Raw genomic sequence first — 17,757 nt, forward strand, 5'->3', positions numbered from 1 at the left:
TCGGCTTAAAGCGGCGCGGGTATCTCAGCTTTGCCGCCAAGATGCGCCTTGAGCGCCATCTGGGCCAGGCTTGGCTGCCGGTCGCGATGCGTGATCATGGCAAATTCGCGCTTCGGCAGATCGACCGGCACAGAACGTAGGCTACCTTCGGCGACCGCGCGGGCGACGACGAGTTCCGAGATGATGCTGGCGCCGGCGCCGGCCTCGACCGCCTGGCGAATAGCCTCATTGCTCGGCAATACCAGGAATATCTGCAGGTCCGCGAACGAAATCCCGTCGCGTCGGGCAAGGTCCTCCAGCGCCTCGCGCGTGCCCGAACCGCCTTCGCGAATGATCCAGCGAAGCCCGCCAAGATCGGGATGTCCAGGCGAAACTTCCGCGATCTCAGGGTGCGAGCGCGCCACGACCAGCATCATGCGATCGATATCGACCTTGGCACGCCGCAAAATGTCGGATTCGGTGCGTCCCTCGACCAGGCCAAAATCGGCTGCGCCATCAAGTACATTGGTCTCGACCTGCCTGGTGTTGCCAATGCTCACGCTCAGCCTGACGGCAGGATAGGCTTCGTGGAAAGAGGCGAGCCGGCGCGGCAGCCAATAGCTGGCAATGGTCTGGCTGGCAGCGATCGAGAGACTGCCGGTGATCGTTTGCGAGACATGCTCCAGCACGTTGTGGGCGGCCGCAGCCCGCTCGAGGACCGCCTTGGCCTCGGGCAAGAATCGGCGTCCGGTTTCGGCGAGCTCGATGTTGCGGCCGACGCGGTTGAACAACTGGACGCCATGCTGCTGTTCGAGCGAGCGAATCGCGGCGGATGCGGCCGACTGTGAGATGCCCAGCAACTCGGCCGCTTTGGTCATGTGCGCCCGTTCGGCGACGGCGACGAAGATCCGCAACTGGTCCAGGGTCATTCCGACACTAAGAAGCAAATCCGATTGGAATTACAAGAGCAAGTTGTTAGACGGATCGGTCGCTTTGTTCTAAATTTTGGCCCGAAATTGGAAAAAAGTCGCGCCAGAGCAGTCGAGGGTAGAATTGGTGGGGCGGTTCAAATCCGCGTTTGCGCACTGGACCCGCAGCCTGCGGCGGCGGCTCTTGGGTGAACGCTATCGGCCGGAAGAGCATTACATGCGCGGCCCAGGCCCGAAGACGAGAGCCAAGTTCGCCGAGCGCAAGAGCATCACCGAACCATGACCAACAACCTGCTGCGCGGAGCCAATTCGGCACCATCACAACGGCCGCTTGCCGATACGCGAGCGCCCGCTGAACGCGACGGCGTCGATACTTCGCCTGATGTCTCCGACAGCATCGCCAAGACCACCTGCTATATGTGCGCCTGCCGCTGCGGCATCGACGTCCATATCAAAGATGGCAAGGTCCGCTACATCAACGGCAACAAGGATCATCCAGTCAATCGCGGCGTGCTGTGCGGCAAAGGCAGCGCCGGCATCATGCAGCATTACAGCCCGGCCCGGCTGACGAAACCATTGCTGCGCACCGGACTGCGCGGCTCGGGCGAGTTCCGCGAGATCGAGTGGGAGGAAGCTTTGTCGCTCGCGACAGAACGGCTTTCGAGCATCCGCCAGACCGATCCGAAGAAACTCGCCTTCTTCACCGGCCGCGACCAGTCGCAATCGCTGACCGGTTGGTGGGCGAGCCAGTTCGGCACGCCGAACTTCGCGGCCCATGGCGGTTTCTGCTCGGTGAACATGGCAGCCGGCGGCCTCTACACGATTGGCGGCTCGTTCTGGGAATTCGGCGAGCCCGACTGGGACAACACCAAATATTTCATGCTGTTCGGGGTTGCCGAAGACCATGATTCCAATCCGATCAAGATCGGCCTCGGCAAGCTCAAGGCGCGCGGCGCCAAGGTGGTTTCAATCAATCCCTGCCGCACCGGCTACAACGCGATTGCCGACGACTGGATCGGCATCCGGCCCGGCACCGACGGCCTGTTTGTGTTCGCCCTCATCCACGAATTGCTGAAGGCAGGGCGCGTCGATCTCGACTACCTCCTGCGCTACACCAACGCCCACATCCTGGTCATTCAGGAGCCTGGAGCCGCCGATGACGGGCTGTTCATGCGCGACGGCGACGGCAATCCGCTGGCTTGGGACAGGGTGGCGAAGACGCCTGTCGACGCCGGCGATACCGACGCAAAGCCCGCACTGACCGGCAGCGTTCTCGTCGACGGCCGCCGCTGCGTGCCGGTCTTCCAACTCGTCGCCGACCGCTATCTGGACGAGTGCTATTCACCCGACGCCGTCGCTGACCGGTGCGGCATCTCCGCCGACACGATCCGACGCACTGCTGCAGAACTCGCTCATGTCGCCTTCGAACAGCAAATCGAACTGCCGGTGGCCTGGACGGACTGGGCCGGCCGCCGGCATAAGACCATCAAGGGTCGGCCGGTGTCGATGCATGCGATGCGCGGCATCTCGGCCCATTCGAACGGGTTTCACACTTGCCGCGCCATTCATCTGCTTCAGGTGCTTCTCGGCACGGTGGACGTGCCGGGCGGCTTCCGCTTCAAACCGCCTTATCCGCGGTCCGCGCCGCCGGGTCCAAAGCCCGCCGGCAAGAATGTGAAGCCGATGACACCGCTCGAAGGCATGCCGCTCGGCTTCGTCTGCGGACCTGAGGACCTGCTGATCGATGAAGGCAGCAGGCCTGTTCGTATCGACAAGGCATACTCCTGGGACGCGCCGCTGGCCGCCCATGGGCTCATGCACACGGTCATCCGTAACGCCTGGGCAGGCGATCCCTACAAGATCGACACTCTGTTCATGTACATGTCCAACATGGCCTGGAACTCGTCGATGAATACGGTCGAGACGATGGCGATGCTGACCGATATCGATGCGGCGGGCGAGTACAAGATCCCGTTCATCATCTATTCCGACGCTTATTATTCCGAGACCGTGCCCTTTGCCGATCTGGTGCTGCCGGACACGACCTATCTCGAGCGTCATGACTGTATCAGTCTGCTCGACCGGCCGATCAGCCACGCCGACGGTCCGGGCGACGCCATCCGCCATCCCGTCGTCGAGCCGGACCGCGACGTCAGGCCGTTCCAGACGGTGCTGATCGAACTCGGCGCGCGGCTCGGTCTGCCCGGTTTCGTCGATGACGACGGCTCCGCCAAATACCGCGACTATGCCGACTACATCGTCAATCACGAGCGTACGCCAGGTGTCGGTCCACTCGCCGGCTGGCGCGGCAAGGACGGGACCTTGGTCGGTAAGGGCGACGTCAATCCCGACCAGTTGCAGCGCTACATCGACAACGGCGGCTTCTGGCACCAGGATTTCGCGGCCGATCAGCGCTACTACAAGATGGCCAACCGCTCCTATCTCGACTTCGCGGAGAGCATGGGCTTCATCCCGAAAGCCGAGCCGATCGTGTTCCAACTCTATTCCGAGCCGATGCAGCGCTTCCGCCTGGCGGCACGCGGCCATGGCCGGGTGCTGCCGCCGGAAGCCGAGCGTAGCCGCATCGAGACCTATATGGATCCGCTGCCGTTCTGGTATGCGCCCTTCGAAGAGACTGCGGTCGACAGCCAAGCCTATCCGCTGCACGCGCTGACGCAGCGGCCAATGCACATGTATCATTCCTGGGGCTCGCAGAATGCCTGGCTAAGGCAGATCACCAGCCAGAACCGGCTGTTCGTGCATCACCGGACCGCCGCCAGCCTCGGGCTTGTCGATAACGACTGGGTGTGGATCGAGAGCATCAACGGCAAGGTCAAAGGACAGGTCAAGCTGGTCGACGGCGTCAACGCCGATACGGTGTGGACGTGGAATGCGATCGGCAAGCGTCGCGGCAGCTGGGGGCTCAAGGATGACGCGGCCGAATCCAATCGCGGCTTCCTGCTCAACCACATCATCGGCGACCAGACCTCCGCCGATGCCAGCGGCAAACGCTATTCGAATTCCGATCCGGTGACCGGCCAGGCGGCGTGGTTCGACCTGCGCGTGCGCATCGTCAAATGCGCGGTCGAGGAAGCCGGCTTCACCGAGCCGCAGTTCGAGCGGTTCCGGCAGCCACCGCATTTCGAACCCTCGCCCGATAAGCTCACTTTCGGCGCAGAGTTCCGCCGGGAAAGAGAAGCTGCCAGACCATGACCTGCCTTCCCGCCCAAACCGACAAGAAGCTCGGCCTGGTCATCGATCTCGACACCTGTGTCGGCTGTCAGGCTTGCGTCACCGCCTGCAAGGAATGGAACACCGGCGGCCACATGGCGCCGCTGACCGACATCGATCCTTATGGCGGCGACGCCGACGGGGTCTGGTTCAACCGCGTGCACAGCTATGAGCACATGACTGAGATGGGTGGGCGCACGGTCAATTTCCCGCGCTCCTGTCTGCATTGCGAGACACCGGCCTGTGTCACCGTATGTCCGACCGGCGCCTCCTACAAACGGGCCTCGGACGGCATTGTGCTGGTCGACGAGGACAAGTGCATCGGCTGCAAATTGTGCAGCTGGGCCTGCCCCTATGGCGCGCGCGAGTTCGACACCGATGTCGGCGTGATGAAGAAATGCACGCTGTGCGTCGACCGTATCTACAACGACAATCTGGCGGAAGAAGATCGCGTGCCGGCCTGCGTCGCTGCTTGCCCGACCAGCGCGCGGCATTTCGGCGATCTGGGCGATCCGGCATCGGCTATCTCGCAACTGGTGGCCGAGCGCGGCGGTGTCGATCTGATGCCGGAAATGGGCTATAAGCCGACCAACAAATATCTGCCGCCACGTGCCCACACCACCCGCGCCGCATCGGTGCCGGCGCCGGCGCTTGAAGCGGTGCGGGCCGAAGGCGGCTTCCTCGGCTGGGTCGACCGCATGCTTTCGAACTAACCCGCGTCTCATGCATCCAGCATTTTCCGTCGTCTTTTTTACCACCGCCACGGGCGCCGGTTACGGCCTGCTCTCACTACTTGGCGTGCTCGCCGGACAGGGCTTTATCCCGCCCGATTTCTGGCTTGGCCTCACCGGCATGGGGCTGGCGCTTGGCCTGATCTCGGCAGGCCTGCTGTCGTCGGCCGGCCATCTCGGCCGGCCCGAACGCGCCTGGCGTGCCTTCTCGCAATGGCGAAGCTCCTGGCTGTCACGCGAAGGCGTTGCGTCGGTTGCGACCTTCATCCCGGCGGGACTGTTCGGTATTGGCTGGGTGGTCCTCGGCCGTACGAGCGGCTGGGTGGCTGTCGCCGGGCTGCTCGCTGCCATCGGCGCGGTCGCAACCGTCTGCACCACCGGCATGATCTACGCGTCGTTGAAGCCTATCGCCCAATGGCACAGCCGCTTCACCCTGCCCGGCTATCTGATCTTTTCGGCAATGACCGGCTGCGTGCTGCTCAATGCGCTGCTGCAGGGTTTTGCCGTCGGCTCGAATACGCTTCTCGCGGCTGCCCTATTGCTGACCGTGCTCGGCTGGGGCTGGAAGCTGGCGACCTTGCGGTACAACGACCGGCTGGAAATCCCGACCACCGCCAACACGGCGACGGGTCTGGCCGGCGGCGCGGTGCGGTCGATGGAATGGCCGCATACCGAAGAAAACTACTTGCTCAAGGAGATGGGTTTCCGCATCGCGCGCAAGCACAGCGTGCGGCTACGCCAGATCACGCAGGTGCTGGCCTTTGCTTTGCCTGCGTTGCTGTTGGTGGCGGCGTTCGCCCTGCCGTGGCCCTATGCGGCGGTTTCGTCGATGCTCGCCGCAATCGCCCAACTCGCCGGCATGCTGGTCGAGCGCTGGCTGTTCTTCGCCGAGGCCAAGCACACCGTCACTTTGTACTACGGCAGGTAGGTTCAGCCCGGCCTGAGCATCGCGTGGGAAATCGCGAAGATGCGTTCGGTGCCAAGCATGTAGGCCATCAGCGTTTCGCGGCGGAACAGCCCGGCATAGGCGCGATCAAGCAGATTGAGCGAGCCGGTATAGGCGCCGAAGGCCGGCATGATCATGCGGCCGCCATCGCCGGCAAAGCAGCGCCGCCGCACCGAGCGACCTTGCTGCACGATGCGGGCGCAAGGATGCAGATGGCCTGATATCTCGCCCTCCACCCTTACCGCCGAAGGCTCGTGCCGGAAGAGCAGAGAGCCGATGGCCAATTCGCGCACGGTCTCGCCGGGCAAGTCGGCCGGTGCTTCAGGATCATGATTGCCGGTGGCCCAGAACCAGTCGCGCCCAACCATCAGGCCTTCCAGCCTTTCGCGAAAGCTTGCGTGCATGCGCGCAGCGCCGCCGCCATCGTGAAAACTGTCCCCCAGGCTGATGACGATCGAAGGCTGGTAGTCGGCGATTACCGCTTGCAAGCGGAGTAACGTGGCTCCGGTGTCGTAAGGGGGAACCAGCATGCCGCGCCTGGCCAGCGAGGAGCCTTTTTCCAGATGCAGGTCGGACACGGCCAGAAGCCGAAATTCGGGAAAGTAGAGCACGCCGCGGCGGTCGCAGACCGCGCGTTCGCCGGCGATATCGACAGAGCCCACCTCCGCCAGAGGTGCAGCCATGGCCAGCGCGACAGTCATTTCGTCCCCATGGCCTCCTCGACCAGCGTGGCTGCATCCATCAGCAGCGTGTCATCGGCCTCGCCGTGCACAGGCATTTTGCCGATCTCGAGCATGATCGGCACGGCGAGCGGCGATATCTGCTCGAGGTTCTTATGCATGATTCGGCCCTGGACGCGCGAGAGCATCTCGGCAAGTCTGCTGACATCCAGCAGACCGGTCGCGGCGTCGGCACGCGTCGCCTGCAGCAGGATATGGTCAGGCTCATGGCTGCGCAGCACGTCGTAGATGAGATCCGTCGACACGGTCACCTGGCGGCCGCTCTTCTCTTGGCCCGGGTGGCGTTTCTCGATTAATCCCGAGATCAGCGCGCAATTGCGAAAGGTGCGCTTCAACAACCAACTGCCGGCGAGCCAAGCTTCGAGGTCGTCGCCCAGCATGTCCTCATCGAAGAGCGCTGCCAGCGACGGTTTCTTCGCCCTGAACATCCGGCCCATATCGGCAAGCGACCATATGGCAAGCGCATAGTCTGTGGCGACGAAGCCGAGCGGCTTGGCTCCCGCCCTGTCGAGGCGGCGGGTGAGCAGCATGCCGAGCGTCTGGTGCGCCAGCCTGCCCTCGAACGGATAGGCCACCAGATAGTAGCGGTTGCCGCGCGGAAAAGTCTCGATCAGCAGATCGTCGCGTTTCGGCAGCACCGACTTGTCGGCCTGGAAACGAAGCCAGTCGGCGACCTGCTCCGGCAGCTTCTTCCAGCGCTGCGGATCGTCCAGCATGGCGCGGACCTGTTCGGCCAGGTACGTCGAAAGCGGGAATTTGCCACCGCCGTAATACGGGACCTTGGCGTCGCTGCCGGGTGCATTCGAGACAAAGCACTCATTCTCGCGGATACCTTCGAAGCGCAGCACCTTGCCGGCGAACATGAAGGTGTCGCCATGCGTCAGCGTTTCGAGGAACGCCTCCTCGATCTTGCCCAGAACCCGGCCGCCACGCGAAGCCGCGCCTCTGCTGCCGGCCTGGACGTAGCGGACGTTGAGCGCCGGCACTTCGATGATGGTGCCGACATTGAGCCGGTATTGCTGGGCGACGCGAGGATTTGAGACCCGCCACAGCCCGTCCTTGTTCAACCGGATGCGGGCATAGCGCTCGTAGTTCTTCAGCGCATAGCCGCCAGTGGCGACGAAATCGATGACGCGATCGAATGTCGGCCGATCGAGATTGGCGTAGGGTGCTGCCGTCCGCACTTCCCCAAACAGCGCATCGGCATGGAACGGCGCACCGCAGGCACAGCCCAGCACGTGCTGCGCCAGCACGTCGAGCCCGCCATTGACCAGCGGCGGCGTATCCTGGGCACCGAGATAATTGGCATCGAGCGCCGCCCTGCATTCCAGCACCTCGAAGCGGTTGGCCGGAATCAGGATCGCCTTGGACGGCTCGTCCATACGGTGGTTGGCGCGGCCGATGCGCTGCGCCAGCCGGCTGGCACCTTTCGGCGCGCCGACATGGACGACCAGGTCGACATCGCCCCAGTCGATGCCGAGGTCGAGCGTCGAGGTGGCGACGATCGCACGCAAGGCATTCTCGCCCATCGCCTTTTCGACGCGCCGGCGCTGGGCGACATCGAGCGAACCGTGATGCAGCGCGATCGGCAAGGTGTCCTCGTTGACCCGCCACAACTCCTGGAACAGCAGCTCCGCCTGGCTGCGTGTGTTGACGAACAGCAGGGTTGTCTTGTGGCGCTTGATCTCGTTGTAGATCTCCGGCGTTGCATAGCGGGCCGAATGTCCCGCCCACGGCACGCGCTCCTCCGAATCGAGAATGGAGATGTCGGGCTTGGCGCCGCCGGTGACGACGATCAGGTCGGCCATCGGCCCTGGTGGATTCTGGCTGACCAGCCACCGCCGCAATTCGTCGGGCTCGGCGACCGTCGCCGACAGGCCTATCGTCTGGAGGGCCGGCACAAACGAGCGCAGCCGGGCCAGCCCGAGCGACAGGAGATGCCCGCGCTTCGAGGTCACCAGCGAATGCAATTCGTCGAGCACGACATAGCGCAGGTCCTCGAAGAAGCGCCTGGCATCGGGCGCGGCAATCAGCAGGGCCAATTGCTCGGGCGTGGTCAGGAGAATGTCGGGCGGCGCCAGCTTCTGCCGCTGGCGCTTGTGTGCGGGCGTGTCACCGGTGCGCGTCTCGACGGTGACCGGCAGCCCGATTTCTGCGACGGGTTTGCCGAGATTGCGCTCGATGTCGACGGCCAGCGCCTTCAGCGGCGAGATGTAGAGTGTATGGATGCCTCGATGCGCCTGCCCCGGCCTTATCCTCGGTCGGCCGGCCAGTTCGGTCAGCGATGGCAAGAACCCGGCCAGCGTCTTGCCGGCGCCGGTCGGGGCGATCAGCAATACCGACTGCCCGTCCTGGGCTTTGGCCAGCAAATCGATCTGGTGAGCGCGCGGCGACCAGCCCTTTTCCGCAAACCATTTGACGAATGGCTCGGGCAGGACGACGGCGGCATTCTGTTGGGCAAGGCGCGGCTGCTCTGTCACGTGCCAGAGGTAGCGCGGCGACGCGCAATCGCCAAGCAGAATCAGAACAAAAGGTGATCGATTCGCGTTATGGCCGGCGAAACCCGGTCGGGCCGCCATAGAGATAACCGATACGGGCGACCGCCTCCCTCATTCCTTCGCGCGACACCAGCATGGTGTGGCCGTTGGCGTGGATCATGGTCTCCGGATCCGTCATGATCGCGACGTGGCCTTTCCAGAAGACCAGGTCGCCGCGCCGCAACCCGGCAAAATCCGGCCCGGGATCGAGCGGTTCGCCGACGGTCGCCGCCTGCATGTCGGTGTCGCGCAGCACTTGCCTGCCAGCCATGTGCATTGCAAGTTGCACGAGACCGGAACAATCGATGCCGAATCCGGAGACGCCACCCCACAGGTAGGGCGTGCCGAGAAACGACTCGGCGACCGCGACGTAGTCGGGGGCAAACTCGGCGACAGGCCTGAGATGACCCGAGATGACCGCCTGGCCGGACGGCAGCAGAGCATAATGCGTGCCGCGCGTTTCCGCTGAGCCCGTCACCGCCACCAATGACCCCATCGAGAGCTCCCCGCTCACCGGGAACCGCAAATCCGGTCCCGGATACAGGAAAGTGCGCGGCACCGAGACAACATGCGTGGCCGCATGATCCCGACCGCCCAGCACAGTGTCGGCGACATAGCCGACGTAGCCGTCGCGCTCGGCCTGTATCCAGGCCCAGCCCCCAACGTCCTCGAAGACGAGGACGTCTTCGCCGAACAGAAGCTGGGTATCGACGCCGGCGTCCGGCCGCGGCGCCCTGCGGATGTCAGCGACGGAGGCTGATATGCGAGCCGGCCGGCCGGCGACGAAACGGTCGGCGGAAACCTCGCCTTTCAGCCTGGCGTCGGCGAGATCGGAGCGGAAGGCATGGAGGCGGGCATCCCTGGCGGTCAAATCGGCAACTCGTTCAAATGGGCAACTCTTGGGCTCTGGCAATGATAACATCGCCAAAGCGCTCGACAAAGAGCGCGCCTTCTACTGTGCGCCTGACCAGCACGTTGCGCTTGTCGAGCTCGTCGCGGTGGCGCGACACCAGTTTCAGCGCCCCCATCGTATCGAGCGCACGGGTGATCACCGGCTTGGTGACGTTGAGGCGGGCGGCTAACCCCCGCACCGTGTGTGGCGGTGGATCGAGATAGATGGTGAACAGGATCGCCGTCTGGCGCATGGTGAGATCGGGCGCGTCGTCACGCACCTCGGATAACACCACCTGTTGCCATAGTCGCAAGGCCTGGCTTGGACGCATGATAATCGACATCCGTCCAGCATGACTGAAAATTGTTTCGGTTCCGTTTCAGTCAATACCTTCGTCGGCTATGCCCGAGAATCAACCGTAGCGGTTCGAAATGGCCTGCTCCAGCGCCCGGATGCCTTGCGCTTCGCCACCGGCAAGACCGTGCGGGCGGTCGGACGGGTTCCAGGCGTAGATGTCGACATGCGCCCAGCCGGCGGTCTTTTCCACGAAGCGCTTCAGGAAAAGCGCCGCGGTGATCGAGCCGGCGAAACCGTCTGACGTGACATTGTTGATGTCGGCCACCTTCGACGCCAGCTTGGCGTCATAGGGCTTCCACAACGGCATGCGCCATAACGGATCCTCGACCGCAACGGAGGCGTCCGCCAGCTCGGATGCAAGCGCCTCGTCACCGGTGTAGAACGGCGGCAGGTCGGGACCGAGCGCAACACGGGCAGCGCCTGTCAGCGTCGCCATATCGACCAGCATCTGCGGCTCTTCGTCATCGGCCAAGGCCAAGGCATCGGCGAGTACCAGCCGTCCTTCGGCGTCGGTGTTGCCGATTTCGACGGTGATGCCCTTGCGGCTCACCAGCACGTCGCCTGGCCGGAAGGCGTTGCCGGCTATCGAATTCTCGACAGCCGGGATGAGCACGCGTAGCCGGACCTTCAGCCCGGTGGCCATAATCATGGAAGCGAGGCCCAGCACGTTGGCAGCGCCGCCCATGTCCTTCTTCATCAAAAGCATGCCCGAGGACGGCTTGATGTCGAGACCGCCTGTATCGAAGCAGACGCCCTTGCCGACCAGCGTTATCCTGGGGGCATTGTTCGGCCCCCAAATCATGTCGATCAGGCGCGGCGCGTCGGCAGATGCCCGACCGACGGCGTGGATCATCGGAAAGTTGGCGGTAAGAAGATCGTCGCCTTTGGTCACCGATATTTCGGCCTTGTGCGTCGCGGCCAAGGTCCGGGCGGCTTTTTCCAGCTGGCCGGGGCCCATATCGCTGGTCGGCGTGTTGACCAGATCGCGCGCCAGGAAAATGCCATTGGCGATGCGGCGGATGCGGGCAGCGTCGGTGCCTGCCGGCAGCGCGAAGCGAAGGCTCTTGCCTGGCTTCTTGCCGTAGCGGGTGAAGACATAGCCGCCGAGCGCCACGGCGAGTGCCGTAAGCTCCGGCTTGGCGGGTGCCGACGCAAAACGCCAGTCGCCCGCGGGCAAGGCTCTCGCCAGTGCGCCGACGGCCAGTGCGCCCTCGTCATCACCGGTGCCGAACAGGGCTCCGGCAATCGCGCCGTTGTCGCCAGGCACGATCAGCGTCCTGCCAGCTTCGCCGGAGAAGCCGTTGGCCTTGGCCCAGGCGACCGAGGATGGCGCAAGGCCCGCTGCCGCCAGAGCATCCTTCGCCACCAGATGGACCGGCAGCGCATTGCTCAATTCTTTCTCGACGAGTTCGACAGGCATTCGCTGGTCTCCGGGTTTTCCGAGTCGGCGTTTCTTAACTCTCCGTTAGGGTTAACAGAATATTTCTGCGGGAGGGAAGATGACCACGCAAATGGTCACGCGATGAACGGAGCCTTGGTGCCGATGCTGACCAACCGCAGGATGAACGCCAGCGCAAACAGGCTGATCAGCACGGCGTTGATGATGGCGCTTGCCGCAGGCGTCGCTGGCTGCGGAACCAGCAAATTGACGACTGGTTCGATTTCTCGTCCAAGCGGCAGGCCGCTGGAAACAATGTCGGCGGGCGAACTGCACAACGCTACGATGGCGCTCGGCCAGTCCTATGCGAAAAACCCCAGCGACAAGCGCATCGCCACAAATTATGCCGCGGCGCTGCAGATGGACGGCGACGCAGACCAATCGCTTGCGGTGATGCGCAAGCTGGCGATCGCCTTGCCGAAGGACCGCGACGTGCTCGCCGCCTATGGCAAGGCACTTGCCGCCAACGGACAGTTCGAACCGGCTCTCGATGCCGTGCGCCGCGCGCAGACCCCTGAATATCCTGATTGGAAACTGGTGTCGGCGGAAGCTGCTATTCTCGACCAGCTGGGCCAGAAGGATGAGGCGCGCCAAGGCTATCGCAAGGCGCTTGACCTCAGGCCGAACGAACCGTCGATCCTTTCCAATCTCGGCATGTCGTACGTGCTGGAAGGCGATTTGCGCACGGCCGAAACCTATATGCGCTCGGCCGCCCAGCAGCCGAATGCAGATAGCCGCGTTCGCCAGAACCTGGCGCTGGTCGTCGGTCTGCAAGGCCGTTTCGACGAGGCCGAGAAGATCGCCTCGCAAGAGCTGTCGCCGGATCAGGCGCAGGCTAACGTCGCTTACCTTCGCCAGATGCTGGCGCAGCAGAATGCCTGGAGCCAGCTCAAGGACCAGGACAAGGCAAAGCCTGCCACCAACTGACCGCTTCGACCGCCGAACCGGCGCGCGAATTCCGCAACATGTCTAACGCAAAGAGCCGCGCTGCACCGGCAGCGTGGCTGAATCGTATCAGCGTTTCTGGCAACGCCGCTGGTGCTACTCGCTGCTGGATTTCGGCTGGTCGCCGAAGATGCCGCGCTGGCTCACCTGGATGCCGGCGGGACCAAGAATGATGGCGAACAGTACCGGCAGGAAGAACAGGATCATCGGCACGGTGAGCTTCGGCGGCAGCGCGGCCGCCTTCTTCTCGGCGGCATTCATGCGCATGTCGCGGCTCTCACTGGCAAGCACCCGCAACGCATGCGCCACGGGCGTGCCGTAGCGCTCGGCCTGAACCAGCGCCTGGGACACCGACCTGACGGATTCCAGGCCAGTTCGGCTTGCAAGGTTCTCGTAGGCTTGCTTGCGCTCCTGCAGATAGGAAAGCTCGGCGTTGGTCAGGATGAATTCTTCCGCCAATGCCACAGATTGCGCGCCGATCTCATCGGCGACCTTGCGAAGCGCCGCTTCCACCGACATGCCGGACTCGACGCATATCAGCATCAGGTCGAGCGCGTCCGGCCACGCCATCTGAATCGACTGCTTGCGCTTGGTAGCGCGGTTGTTGACGTAGAGCACCGGCGCGTAGAACCCCGCATAGGCAACCACGATGCACACGAACAGCTTCACGAAAAACGGCTGCTCGGGCAATCCGCCGAGCACGAACAGATACATCGCCGCCAATGCAAAGCCGATGAAGGGCAGGACGAGACGGAAGAAAAGGAAGCGCGTCAGCGGATTTTGCCCGCGAAAACCCGCCACTTTCAATTTCTGCAAGGTACCTTCATCCGCCAGCGCACGCCTGAGATCCAGGCGATCGACAATATTGCGCATGCCGACCGACTGTTCTTCGCGCAGGCCCTTGCGGCGGCGGTCGGCTTCGATTGCCAGCCGCGCCCGCTGCTTGGCGCGCAGCTCATCGCGCTCCAGCGCCACGGATTTCATGCGCGCCTTGAGCTGGTTCCCGCCAAAGGCGGGCAGCAGCGTGAAGACGGTCGCAAACACCGCTATTCCGACCAGCAGTGCGATCAGCAGGGACGGATCGGTGAGAGTTCTGACGACGTGATCGGTCATACGCGAGTCCTAGACTTCGAAATTCATCATCTTGCGCATTACCAGGACGCCTATCGACATCCACACGCCGGAACAACCGAGGATCAGATTGCCGGTGCTGGTGGTGAATAGGGGCATGATGTAGTTCGGGCTCGTCAAATAGACGAGACAGGCGACGACGAAAGGCAACGCGCCGATAATCACGGCGGATGCCTTGGCTTCCATGGACAACGCCTGGACCTTGGCTTTCATTTTCTTGCGATCGCGAAGCACGCGCGAAAGATTGCCCAGCGCTTCGGAAAGATTGCCCCCGGCCTGAGACTGGATCTGGATGACGATGCCGAAGAAGCTCGCCTCGGTGCACGGCATCGTTTCTGGCATGCGCATGGCCGCGTCGGGGATCGACAAACCCATTTGCTGCGAATCGACGATGCGGCGGAACTCGGTCTTGACCGGCTCCGGGGATTCGTTGGCGATCAGGCGCACGGCATCGTTCAGCGGCAGGCCGGATTTTACCGCACGCACAATGATATCGAGCGCGTTCGGAAATTCGTTGAGGAACGCCTTGACGCGCCGCCCGCGGCGAAACGAGACGAACCAGCGTGGCAGACCCAAGACGCCGACCAGCAGCGCAGCCGGCAAGACCAGCAGCGGTGCGCCGATGAAATATATAAGAGCCGTCAAGACGACGCCGCAGGCCGCCGAGTAGACATAAAAGCGCTCAAGCGAGATCTTCATGCCGGCCTGACGGATTTGGATCTTCAGCGGTGGTTTTTTGACCAGGCTCTGATTGGACTTTTGCTTTTGATCGAGATCCTTCAGCGAATCCTGGACGGACTTGCGACGCTTGGCCGCTTCCGCGACGCGATCGCGCGAAGCCTTGACGACGGAACGATCCGTCTCGGCGGTCTTGATCGATTCAAGCCGCTTACCGACCTGCTTCTCGGTGCTGATCCGGTTGAACAGGAAAGCATAGGCCACAGCGCCGGCGCTGAAGCCGGCGAGCACGACGAATGCCAATACGGTGCCGTCAATTCCGAACATCGATCCTGGCCCCCACGGTTCCGGACGGATCAGTCAGCGCGCTTCTCCATTGCCTCGAGCGCAACGGCGAGGCGCTGCTCCTCGCCGTAATAGCGGGCACGCTCCCAGAAATGCGGACGGCCGATGCCGGTCGACACGTGCTCGCCCAGCAACCTGCCGTTCGCGTCCTCGCCCTTGATGTTATAGAGAACGATGTCCTGGGTGATGATGACGTCGCCCTCCATGCCGATCACCTCGGTGATGTGGGTGATGCGCCGCGATCCGTCGCGCAGGCGTGCAGCCTGTATGATCACGTCGACGGAGCCGACGATGATTTCGCGCACGGTTTTTTGCGGCAGCGTGTAGCCGCCCATGGCGATCATCGACTCTATACGGTTGAGGCATTCGCGCGGGCTGTTCGAATGGATCGTGCCCATCGAGCCGTCATGGCCAGTGTTCATCGCCTGCAGCAGGTCGAACACTTCGGGTCCGCGCACTTCGCCGACGATAATGCGTTCGGGCCGCATGCGCAGACAGTTCTTGACCAGGTCGCGCATGGTCACTTCGCCCTCGCCTTCGAGGTTGGGCGGGCGGGTTTCGAGACGCACCACATGCGGCTGCTGCAATTGCAGCTCAGCCGAGTCCTCGCAGGTGATGACGCGTTCCTCGCGGTCGATATAGTTGGTCAGGCAATTGAGCAGCGTCGTCTTGCCCGAGCCGGTACCGCCCGAGATGACGATGTTGCAACGGACACGGCCGATGATCTTGAGAATCTCGGCCCCTTGCGGCGAAATCGAGCCGAACTTGACCAACTGATCGAGCGTCAGCTTGTCCTTCTTGAACTTGCGGATGGTAAGTGCGGTGCCGTCAATAGCCAAGGGCGGTGCGATGACGTTGACACGCGAGCCATCAGGAAGACGCGCATCGCAGATCGGGCTTGATTCATCGACGCGGCGGCCGACCTGGCTGACGATACGCTGGCAGATGTTGAGGAGCTGCTGGTTATCACGGAACCGGATGCCGGTCTGCTCGACCTTGCCGTTGACTTCGATGTAGACGTTCTTGGAGCCGTTGACCATGATGTCGGCAATATCGTCGCGCGCAAGCAGTGGCTCCAGCGGCCCGTAGCCCAAAACGTCGTTGCAGATGTCCTCGAGAAGCTCTTCCTGCTCGGCGATGGACATCGCGAAATTCTTGATCGCGATGATGTCGTTGACGATGTCGCGGATTTCCTCGCGCGCGCTTTCGGGATCGAGCTTGGCCAGCTGCGACAGGTCGATCGTGTCGATCAGTGCGGCGAAGACCTGGCTTTTGGTGTCGTAGTAGGTTTCGCTCTTTTGGCGCTGGATAGTTTTCGGCTCCGGCGCCAATGGCGGCGGCTCGACTGCACGGCGAACCTGCGCTGCAGGCGCGCCGGACGGCGGCAGCGTCGCGGGTCTGGCAGCTATAGCCGCTTCCATGGGGTTCGCGGCAGCCGGCGCAGCAGCTGCGGGTGCGGGCTGACGGAATTCCGGGATGGTCCGGTTGCCGTCATCGCTGCCTCTTTTACCAAACATGATCGCTTACCAATTCCACCGCTGAGGCATCACTTCTTGTTGCGCGAAAGCTTGCCTATCAGGTTGCCGAGGCCAGCCTTTTTCTTCACCTTGATTTCGCTGCGCCCTGTCAGCACATGGGCGATCTCGTTGATCGTGGCGACGACCGGACTCTTGGCATCCATTTCACCAAGCATACGTCCGTTATTGGCAGCATTTCCGAACAAAAGCGGCTCGAACGGGATGACTGACATCGTCGAAAGGCCGAGGGATTCGGAGAAGTCGGACGGCGTAATCTCGGGACGCTTCGGCACACCGGCCTGGTTGATCACAAGCTTTGGCGCAGGATCGTTCGGACGAAGCCGCTTCAGCATGTCGACCAGGTTCTTCGTGTTGCGCAGATTGGCCAGTTCGGGCGTCGCCGTGATGACGATCTCATCGGCCTTGACCAGCGTGTTCTTGGTCCAGCCCGCCCACAAGTGGGGAACATCGAGCACGAGGAGCGGCGCGCTACGCTGGGCTATGTCGATAAGCTGGGTGAAAGCGTCGGGATCGAAATCGTAGACCCGCTCCAGGGTCGAAGGGGCCGCAAGCAGCGACAGGTGCTCGGCGCATTGGGCGAGCAGTCGGTCGAGATAGACCTCGTCGACGCGTTCCGGCGAGAAGACCGCCTCGGCAATGCCTTGGGCCGGGTCCTGGTCGAAGTTGATATTGGCCGTTCCGAAGGCGAGGTCGAGATCGGCGACAACCACTTCGGATTTGAAAAGGGACGACATGGCCCAGGCCACATTATGGGCTATGGTCGAGGAGCCGACGCCGCCCTTGGCGCCGATGAACGCAATCGAGCGGCCGATCGGCTCAGCTTCCGGATCAACGAAGATCGAAGACACCACGCTGACGATGTCGGCCATCGATACGGGCGCGATGACATATTCGGAGATGCCCGAACGAATGAGTTCGCGATACAGGCCGACATCGTTGTAGTGGCCGACAACCACCACCTTGGAGGTCGGGTCACAATGCTCGGAGAGCTGGGCGAGTTGTTCAAGCAACAGCTTCGGCTCGCTGCGGGATTCAAGCAGGATCAGGTTCGGTGTCGGCGCCGACTGATAGAATTCGATAGCGGTGGGGATGCCCCCCATATGCACCTTCAGATGGGCCTTGGCCATGCGGCGATCCTCGCCGGCGCGCTCGACCGGATTGGCTACGCCTTCGGTCTCGCAAAATGCCTGGATCGAAATGCGCGGGATCGGCCGCAACGCCTGCATCGCGGCAATATCCTGCTCCGAGGTTTCGCCGCCCGGTACCTCTGTGTCATAGGCAAGATTGCTCATTGTCATCACTTTCCGTGACTTGCGCGGCTTAGAGTTTGTTGAGCCTCA

The 17,757-nt window shown here is 62.9% G+C and carries 14 protein-coding genes; 4 read left to right on the forward strand and 10 right to left on the reverse strand.

Annotated features, from left to right (window positions below; all coding sequences use genetic code 11):
* Positions 1–5: 5 nt before the first annotated feature.
* Positions 6–908, reverse strand: coding sequence for a LysR substrate-binding domain-containing protein (locus NKJ13_RS16345; protein WP_352738420.1), 903 nt, complete (start codon positions 906–908; stop codon positions 6–8).
* Between the two features lie 279 nt (positions 909–1,187).
* Between NKJ13_RS16345 and NKJ13_RS16350 the strand changes: the two genes are divergently transcribed.
* From NKJ13_RS16350 to NKJ13_RS16360, 3 genes are read left to right on the forward strand one after another with little or no spacing between them, the layout of a single operon-like run.
* Complete coding sequence (locus NKJ13_RS16350; protein WP_352738417.1) at positions 1,188–4,121, forward strand: molybdopterin oxidoreductase family protein; 2,934 nt, start codon at positions 1,188–1,190, stop codon at positions 4,119–4,121.
* On the forward strand, positions 4,118–4,852 hold the full coding sequence (locus NKJ13_RS16355) for a 4Fe-4S dicluster domain-containing protein (RefSeq protein WP_254816304.1): 735 nt from the start codon (positions 4,118–4,120) through the stop codon (positions 4,850–4,852). The genes NKJ13_RS16350 and NKJ13_RS16355 overlap by 4 nt, the downstream gene beginning before the upstream one ends.
* Before the next feature lie 10 nt (positions 4,853–4,862).
* A complete protein-coding gene (locus tag NKJ13_RS16360; RefSeq protein ID WP_352738415.1) occupies positions 4,863–5,798 on the forward strand; it encodes a dimethyl sulfoxide reductase anchor subunit family protein in 936 nt (311 codons plus the stop codon).
* Between the two features lie 2 nt (positions 5,799–5,800).
* On the opposite strand, the gene pdeM is transcribed toward NKJ13_RS16360, so the two are convergent.
* The 5 genes from pdeM to NKJ13_RS16385 all read right to left on the reverse strand — a co-directional run bounded on the left by pdeM (position 5,801) and on the right by NKJ13_RS16385 (position 11,762).
* Positions 5,801–6,517, reverse strand: coding sequence for a ligase-associated DNA damage response endonuclease PdeM (gene pdeM / locus NKJ13_RS16365; protein ID WP_352738413.1), 717 nt, complete (start codon positions 6,515–6,517; stop codon positions 5,801–5,803).
* Complete coding sequence (locus tag NKJ13_RS16370; RefSeq protein ID WP_352702300.1) at positions 6,514–9,036, reverse strand: ligase-associated DNA damage response DEXH box helicase; 2,523 nt, start codon at positions 9,034–9,036, stop codon at positions 6,514–6,516. Before NKJ13_RS16370 ends, pdeM begins: the two co-directional genes overlap by 4 nt.
* A gap of 67 nt (positions 9,037–9,103) precedes the next feature.
* Positions 9,104–10,015, reverse strand: a complete 912-nt coding sequence (locus tag NKJ13_RS16375; RefSeq protein ID WP_502896125.1) for a C40 family peptidase — start codon at positions 10,013–10,015, stop codon at positions 9,104–9,106.
* On the reverse strand, positions 9,978–10,328 hold the full coding sequence (locus NKJ13_RS16380; protein ID WP_023676939.1) for a MarR family winged helix-turn-helix transcriptional regulator: 351 nt from the start codon (positions 10,326–10,328) through the stop codon (positions 9,978–9,980). The genes NKJ13_RS16375 and NKJ13_RS16380 overlap by 38 nt, the downstream gene beginning before the upstream one ends.
* A gap of 69 nt (positions 10,329–10,397) precedes the next feature.
* Positions 10,398–11,762 carry a leucyl aminopeptidase family protein gene (locus tag NKJ13_RS16385; RefSeq protein ID WP_352506160.1) on the reverse strand — a complete coding sequence of 455 codons (1,365 nt, stop codon included), beginning with the start codon at positions 11,760–11,762 and terminating at the stop codon, positions 10,398–10,400.
* Between the two features lie 123 nt (positions 11,763–11,885).
* Between NKJ13_RS16385 and NKJ13_RS16390 the strand changes: the two genes are divergently transcribed.
* Positions 11,886–12,707 (forward strand): tetratricopeptide repeat protein, encoded by an 822-nt coding sequence (locus NKJ13_RS16390; RefSeq protein WP_254816398.1) that lies wholly within the window; start codon positions 11,886–11,888, stop codon positions 12,705–12,707.
* A gap of 114 nt (positions 12,708–12,821) precedes the next feature.
* Here the strand turns inward: NKJ13_RS16390 and NKJ13_RS16395 are convergent, their stop codons facing one another.
* The 4 genes from NKJ13_RS16395 to NKJ13_RS16410 are packed head-to-tail and all read right to left on the reverse strand — an operon-like array spanning position 12,822 to position 17,709.
* Complete coding sequence (locus NKJ13_RS16395; RefSeq protein ID WP_254816298.1) at positions 12,822–13,838, reverse strand: type II secretion system F family protein; 1,017 nt, start codon at positions 13,836–13,838, stop codon at positions 12,822–12,824.
* A 9-nt stretch (positions 13,839–13,847) separates the two neighbouring features.
* On the reverse strand, positions 13,848–14,861 hold the full coding sequence (locus tag NKJ13_RS16400) for a type II secretion system F family protein (protein ID WP_352506159.1): 1,014 nt from the start codon (positions 14,859–14,861) through the stop codon (positions 13,848–13,850).
* 29 nt (positions 14,862–14,890) lie between these two features.
* Positions 14,891–16,396 carry a TadA family conjugal transfer-associated ATPase gene (locus NKJ13_RS16405; RefSeq protein WP_352475953.1) on the reverse strand — a complete coding sequence of 502 codons (1,506 nt, stop codon included), beginning with the start codon at positions 16,394–16,396 and terminating at the stop codon, positions 14,891–14,893.
* 29 nt (positions 16,397–16,425) lie between these two features.
* Positions 16,426–17,709: a CpaE/TadZ family protein gene (locus tag NKJ13_RS16410; protein WP_352738411.1), complete on the reverse strand. Its 1,284-nt coding sequence runs from the start codon at positions 17,707–17,709 to the stop codon at positions 16,426–16,428.
* Positions 17,710–17,757 lie beyond the last annotated feature (48 nt).

Origin of the sequence: Mesorhizobium sp. M0174 (genome assembly GCF_040322275.1) — a bacterium.
Classification (GTDB): domain Bacteria; phylum Pseudomonadota; class Alphaproteobacteria; order Rhizobiales; family Rhizobiaceae; genus Mesorhizobium.

Coding starts and splice junctions, on each gene's coding strand:
- NKJ13_RS16345 (WP_352738420.1), bottom strand. CDS start 908: ATGACCCTGGACCAGTTGCGGATCTTCGTCGCCGTCGCCGAACGGGCG.
- NKJ13_RS16350 (WP_352738417.1), top strand. CDS start 1,188: ATGACCAACAACCTGCTGCGCGGAGCCAATTCGGCACCATCACAACGG.
- NKJ13_RS16355 (WP_254816304.1), top strand. CDS start 4,118: ATGACCTGCCTTCCCGCCCAAACCGACAAGAAGCTCGGCCTGGTCATC.
- NKJ13_RS16360 (WP_352738415.1), top strand. CDS start 4,863: ATGCATCCAGCATTTTCCGTCGTCTTTTTTACCACCGCCACGGGCGCC.
- pdeM (WP_352738413.1), bottom strand. CDS start 6,517: ATGACTGTCGCGCTGGCCATGGCTGCACCTCTGGCGGAGGTGGGCTCT.
- NKJ13_RS16375 (WP_502896125.1), bottom strand. CDS start 10,015: ATGTTATCATTGCCAGAGCCCAAGAGTTGCCCATTTGAACGAGTTGCC.
- NKJ13_RS16380 (WP_023676939.1), bottom strand. CDS start 10,328: ATGTCGATTATCATGCGTCCAAGCCAGGCCTTGCGACTATGGCAACAG.
- NKJ13_RS16385 (WP_352506160.1), bottom strand. CDS start 11,762: ATGCCTGTCGAACTCGTCGAGAAAGAATTGAGCAATGCGCTGCCGGTC.
- NKJ13_RS16390 (WP_254816398.1), top strand. CDS start 11,886: ATGCTGACCAACCGCAGGATGAACGCCAGCGCAAACAGGCTGATCAGC.
- NKJ13_RS16395 (WP_254816298.1), bottom strand. CDS start 13,838: ATGACCGATCACGTCGTCAGAACTCTCACCGATCCGTCCCTGCTGATC.
- NKJ13_RS16400 (WP_352506159.1), bottom strand. CDS start 14,861: ATGTTCGGAATTGACGGCACCGTATTGGCATTCGTCGTGCTCGCCGGC.
- NKJ13_RS16405 (WP_352475953.1), bottom strand. CDS start 16,396: ATGTTTGGTAAAAGAGGCAGCGATGACGGCAACCGGACCATCCCGGAA.
- NKJ13_RS16410 (WP_352738411.1), bottom strand. CDS start 17,709: ATGAGCAATCTTGCCTATGACACAGAGGTACCGGGCGGCGAAACCTCG.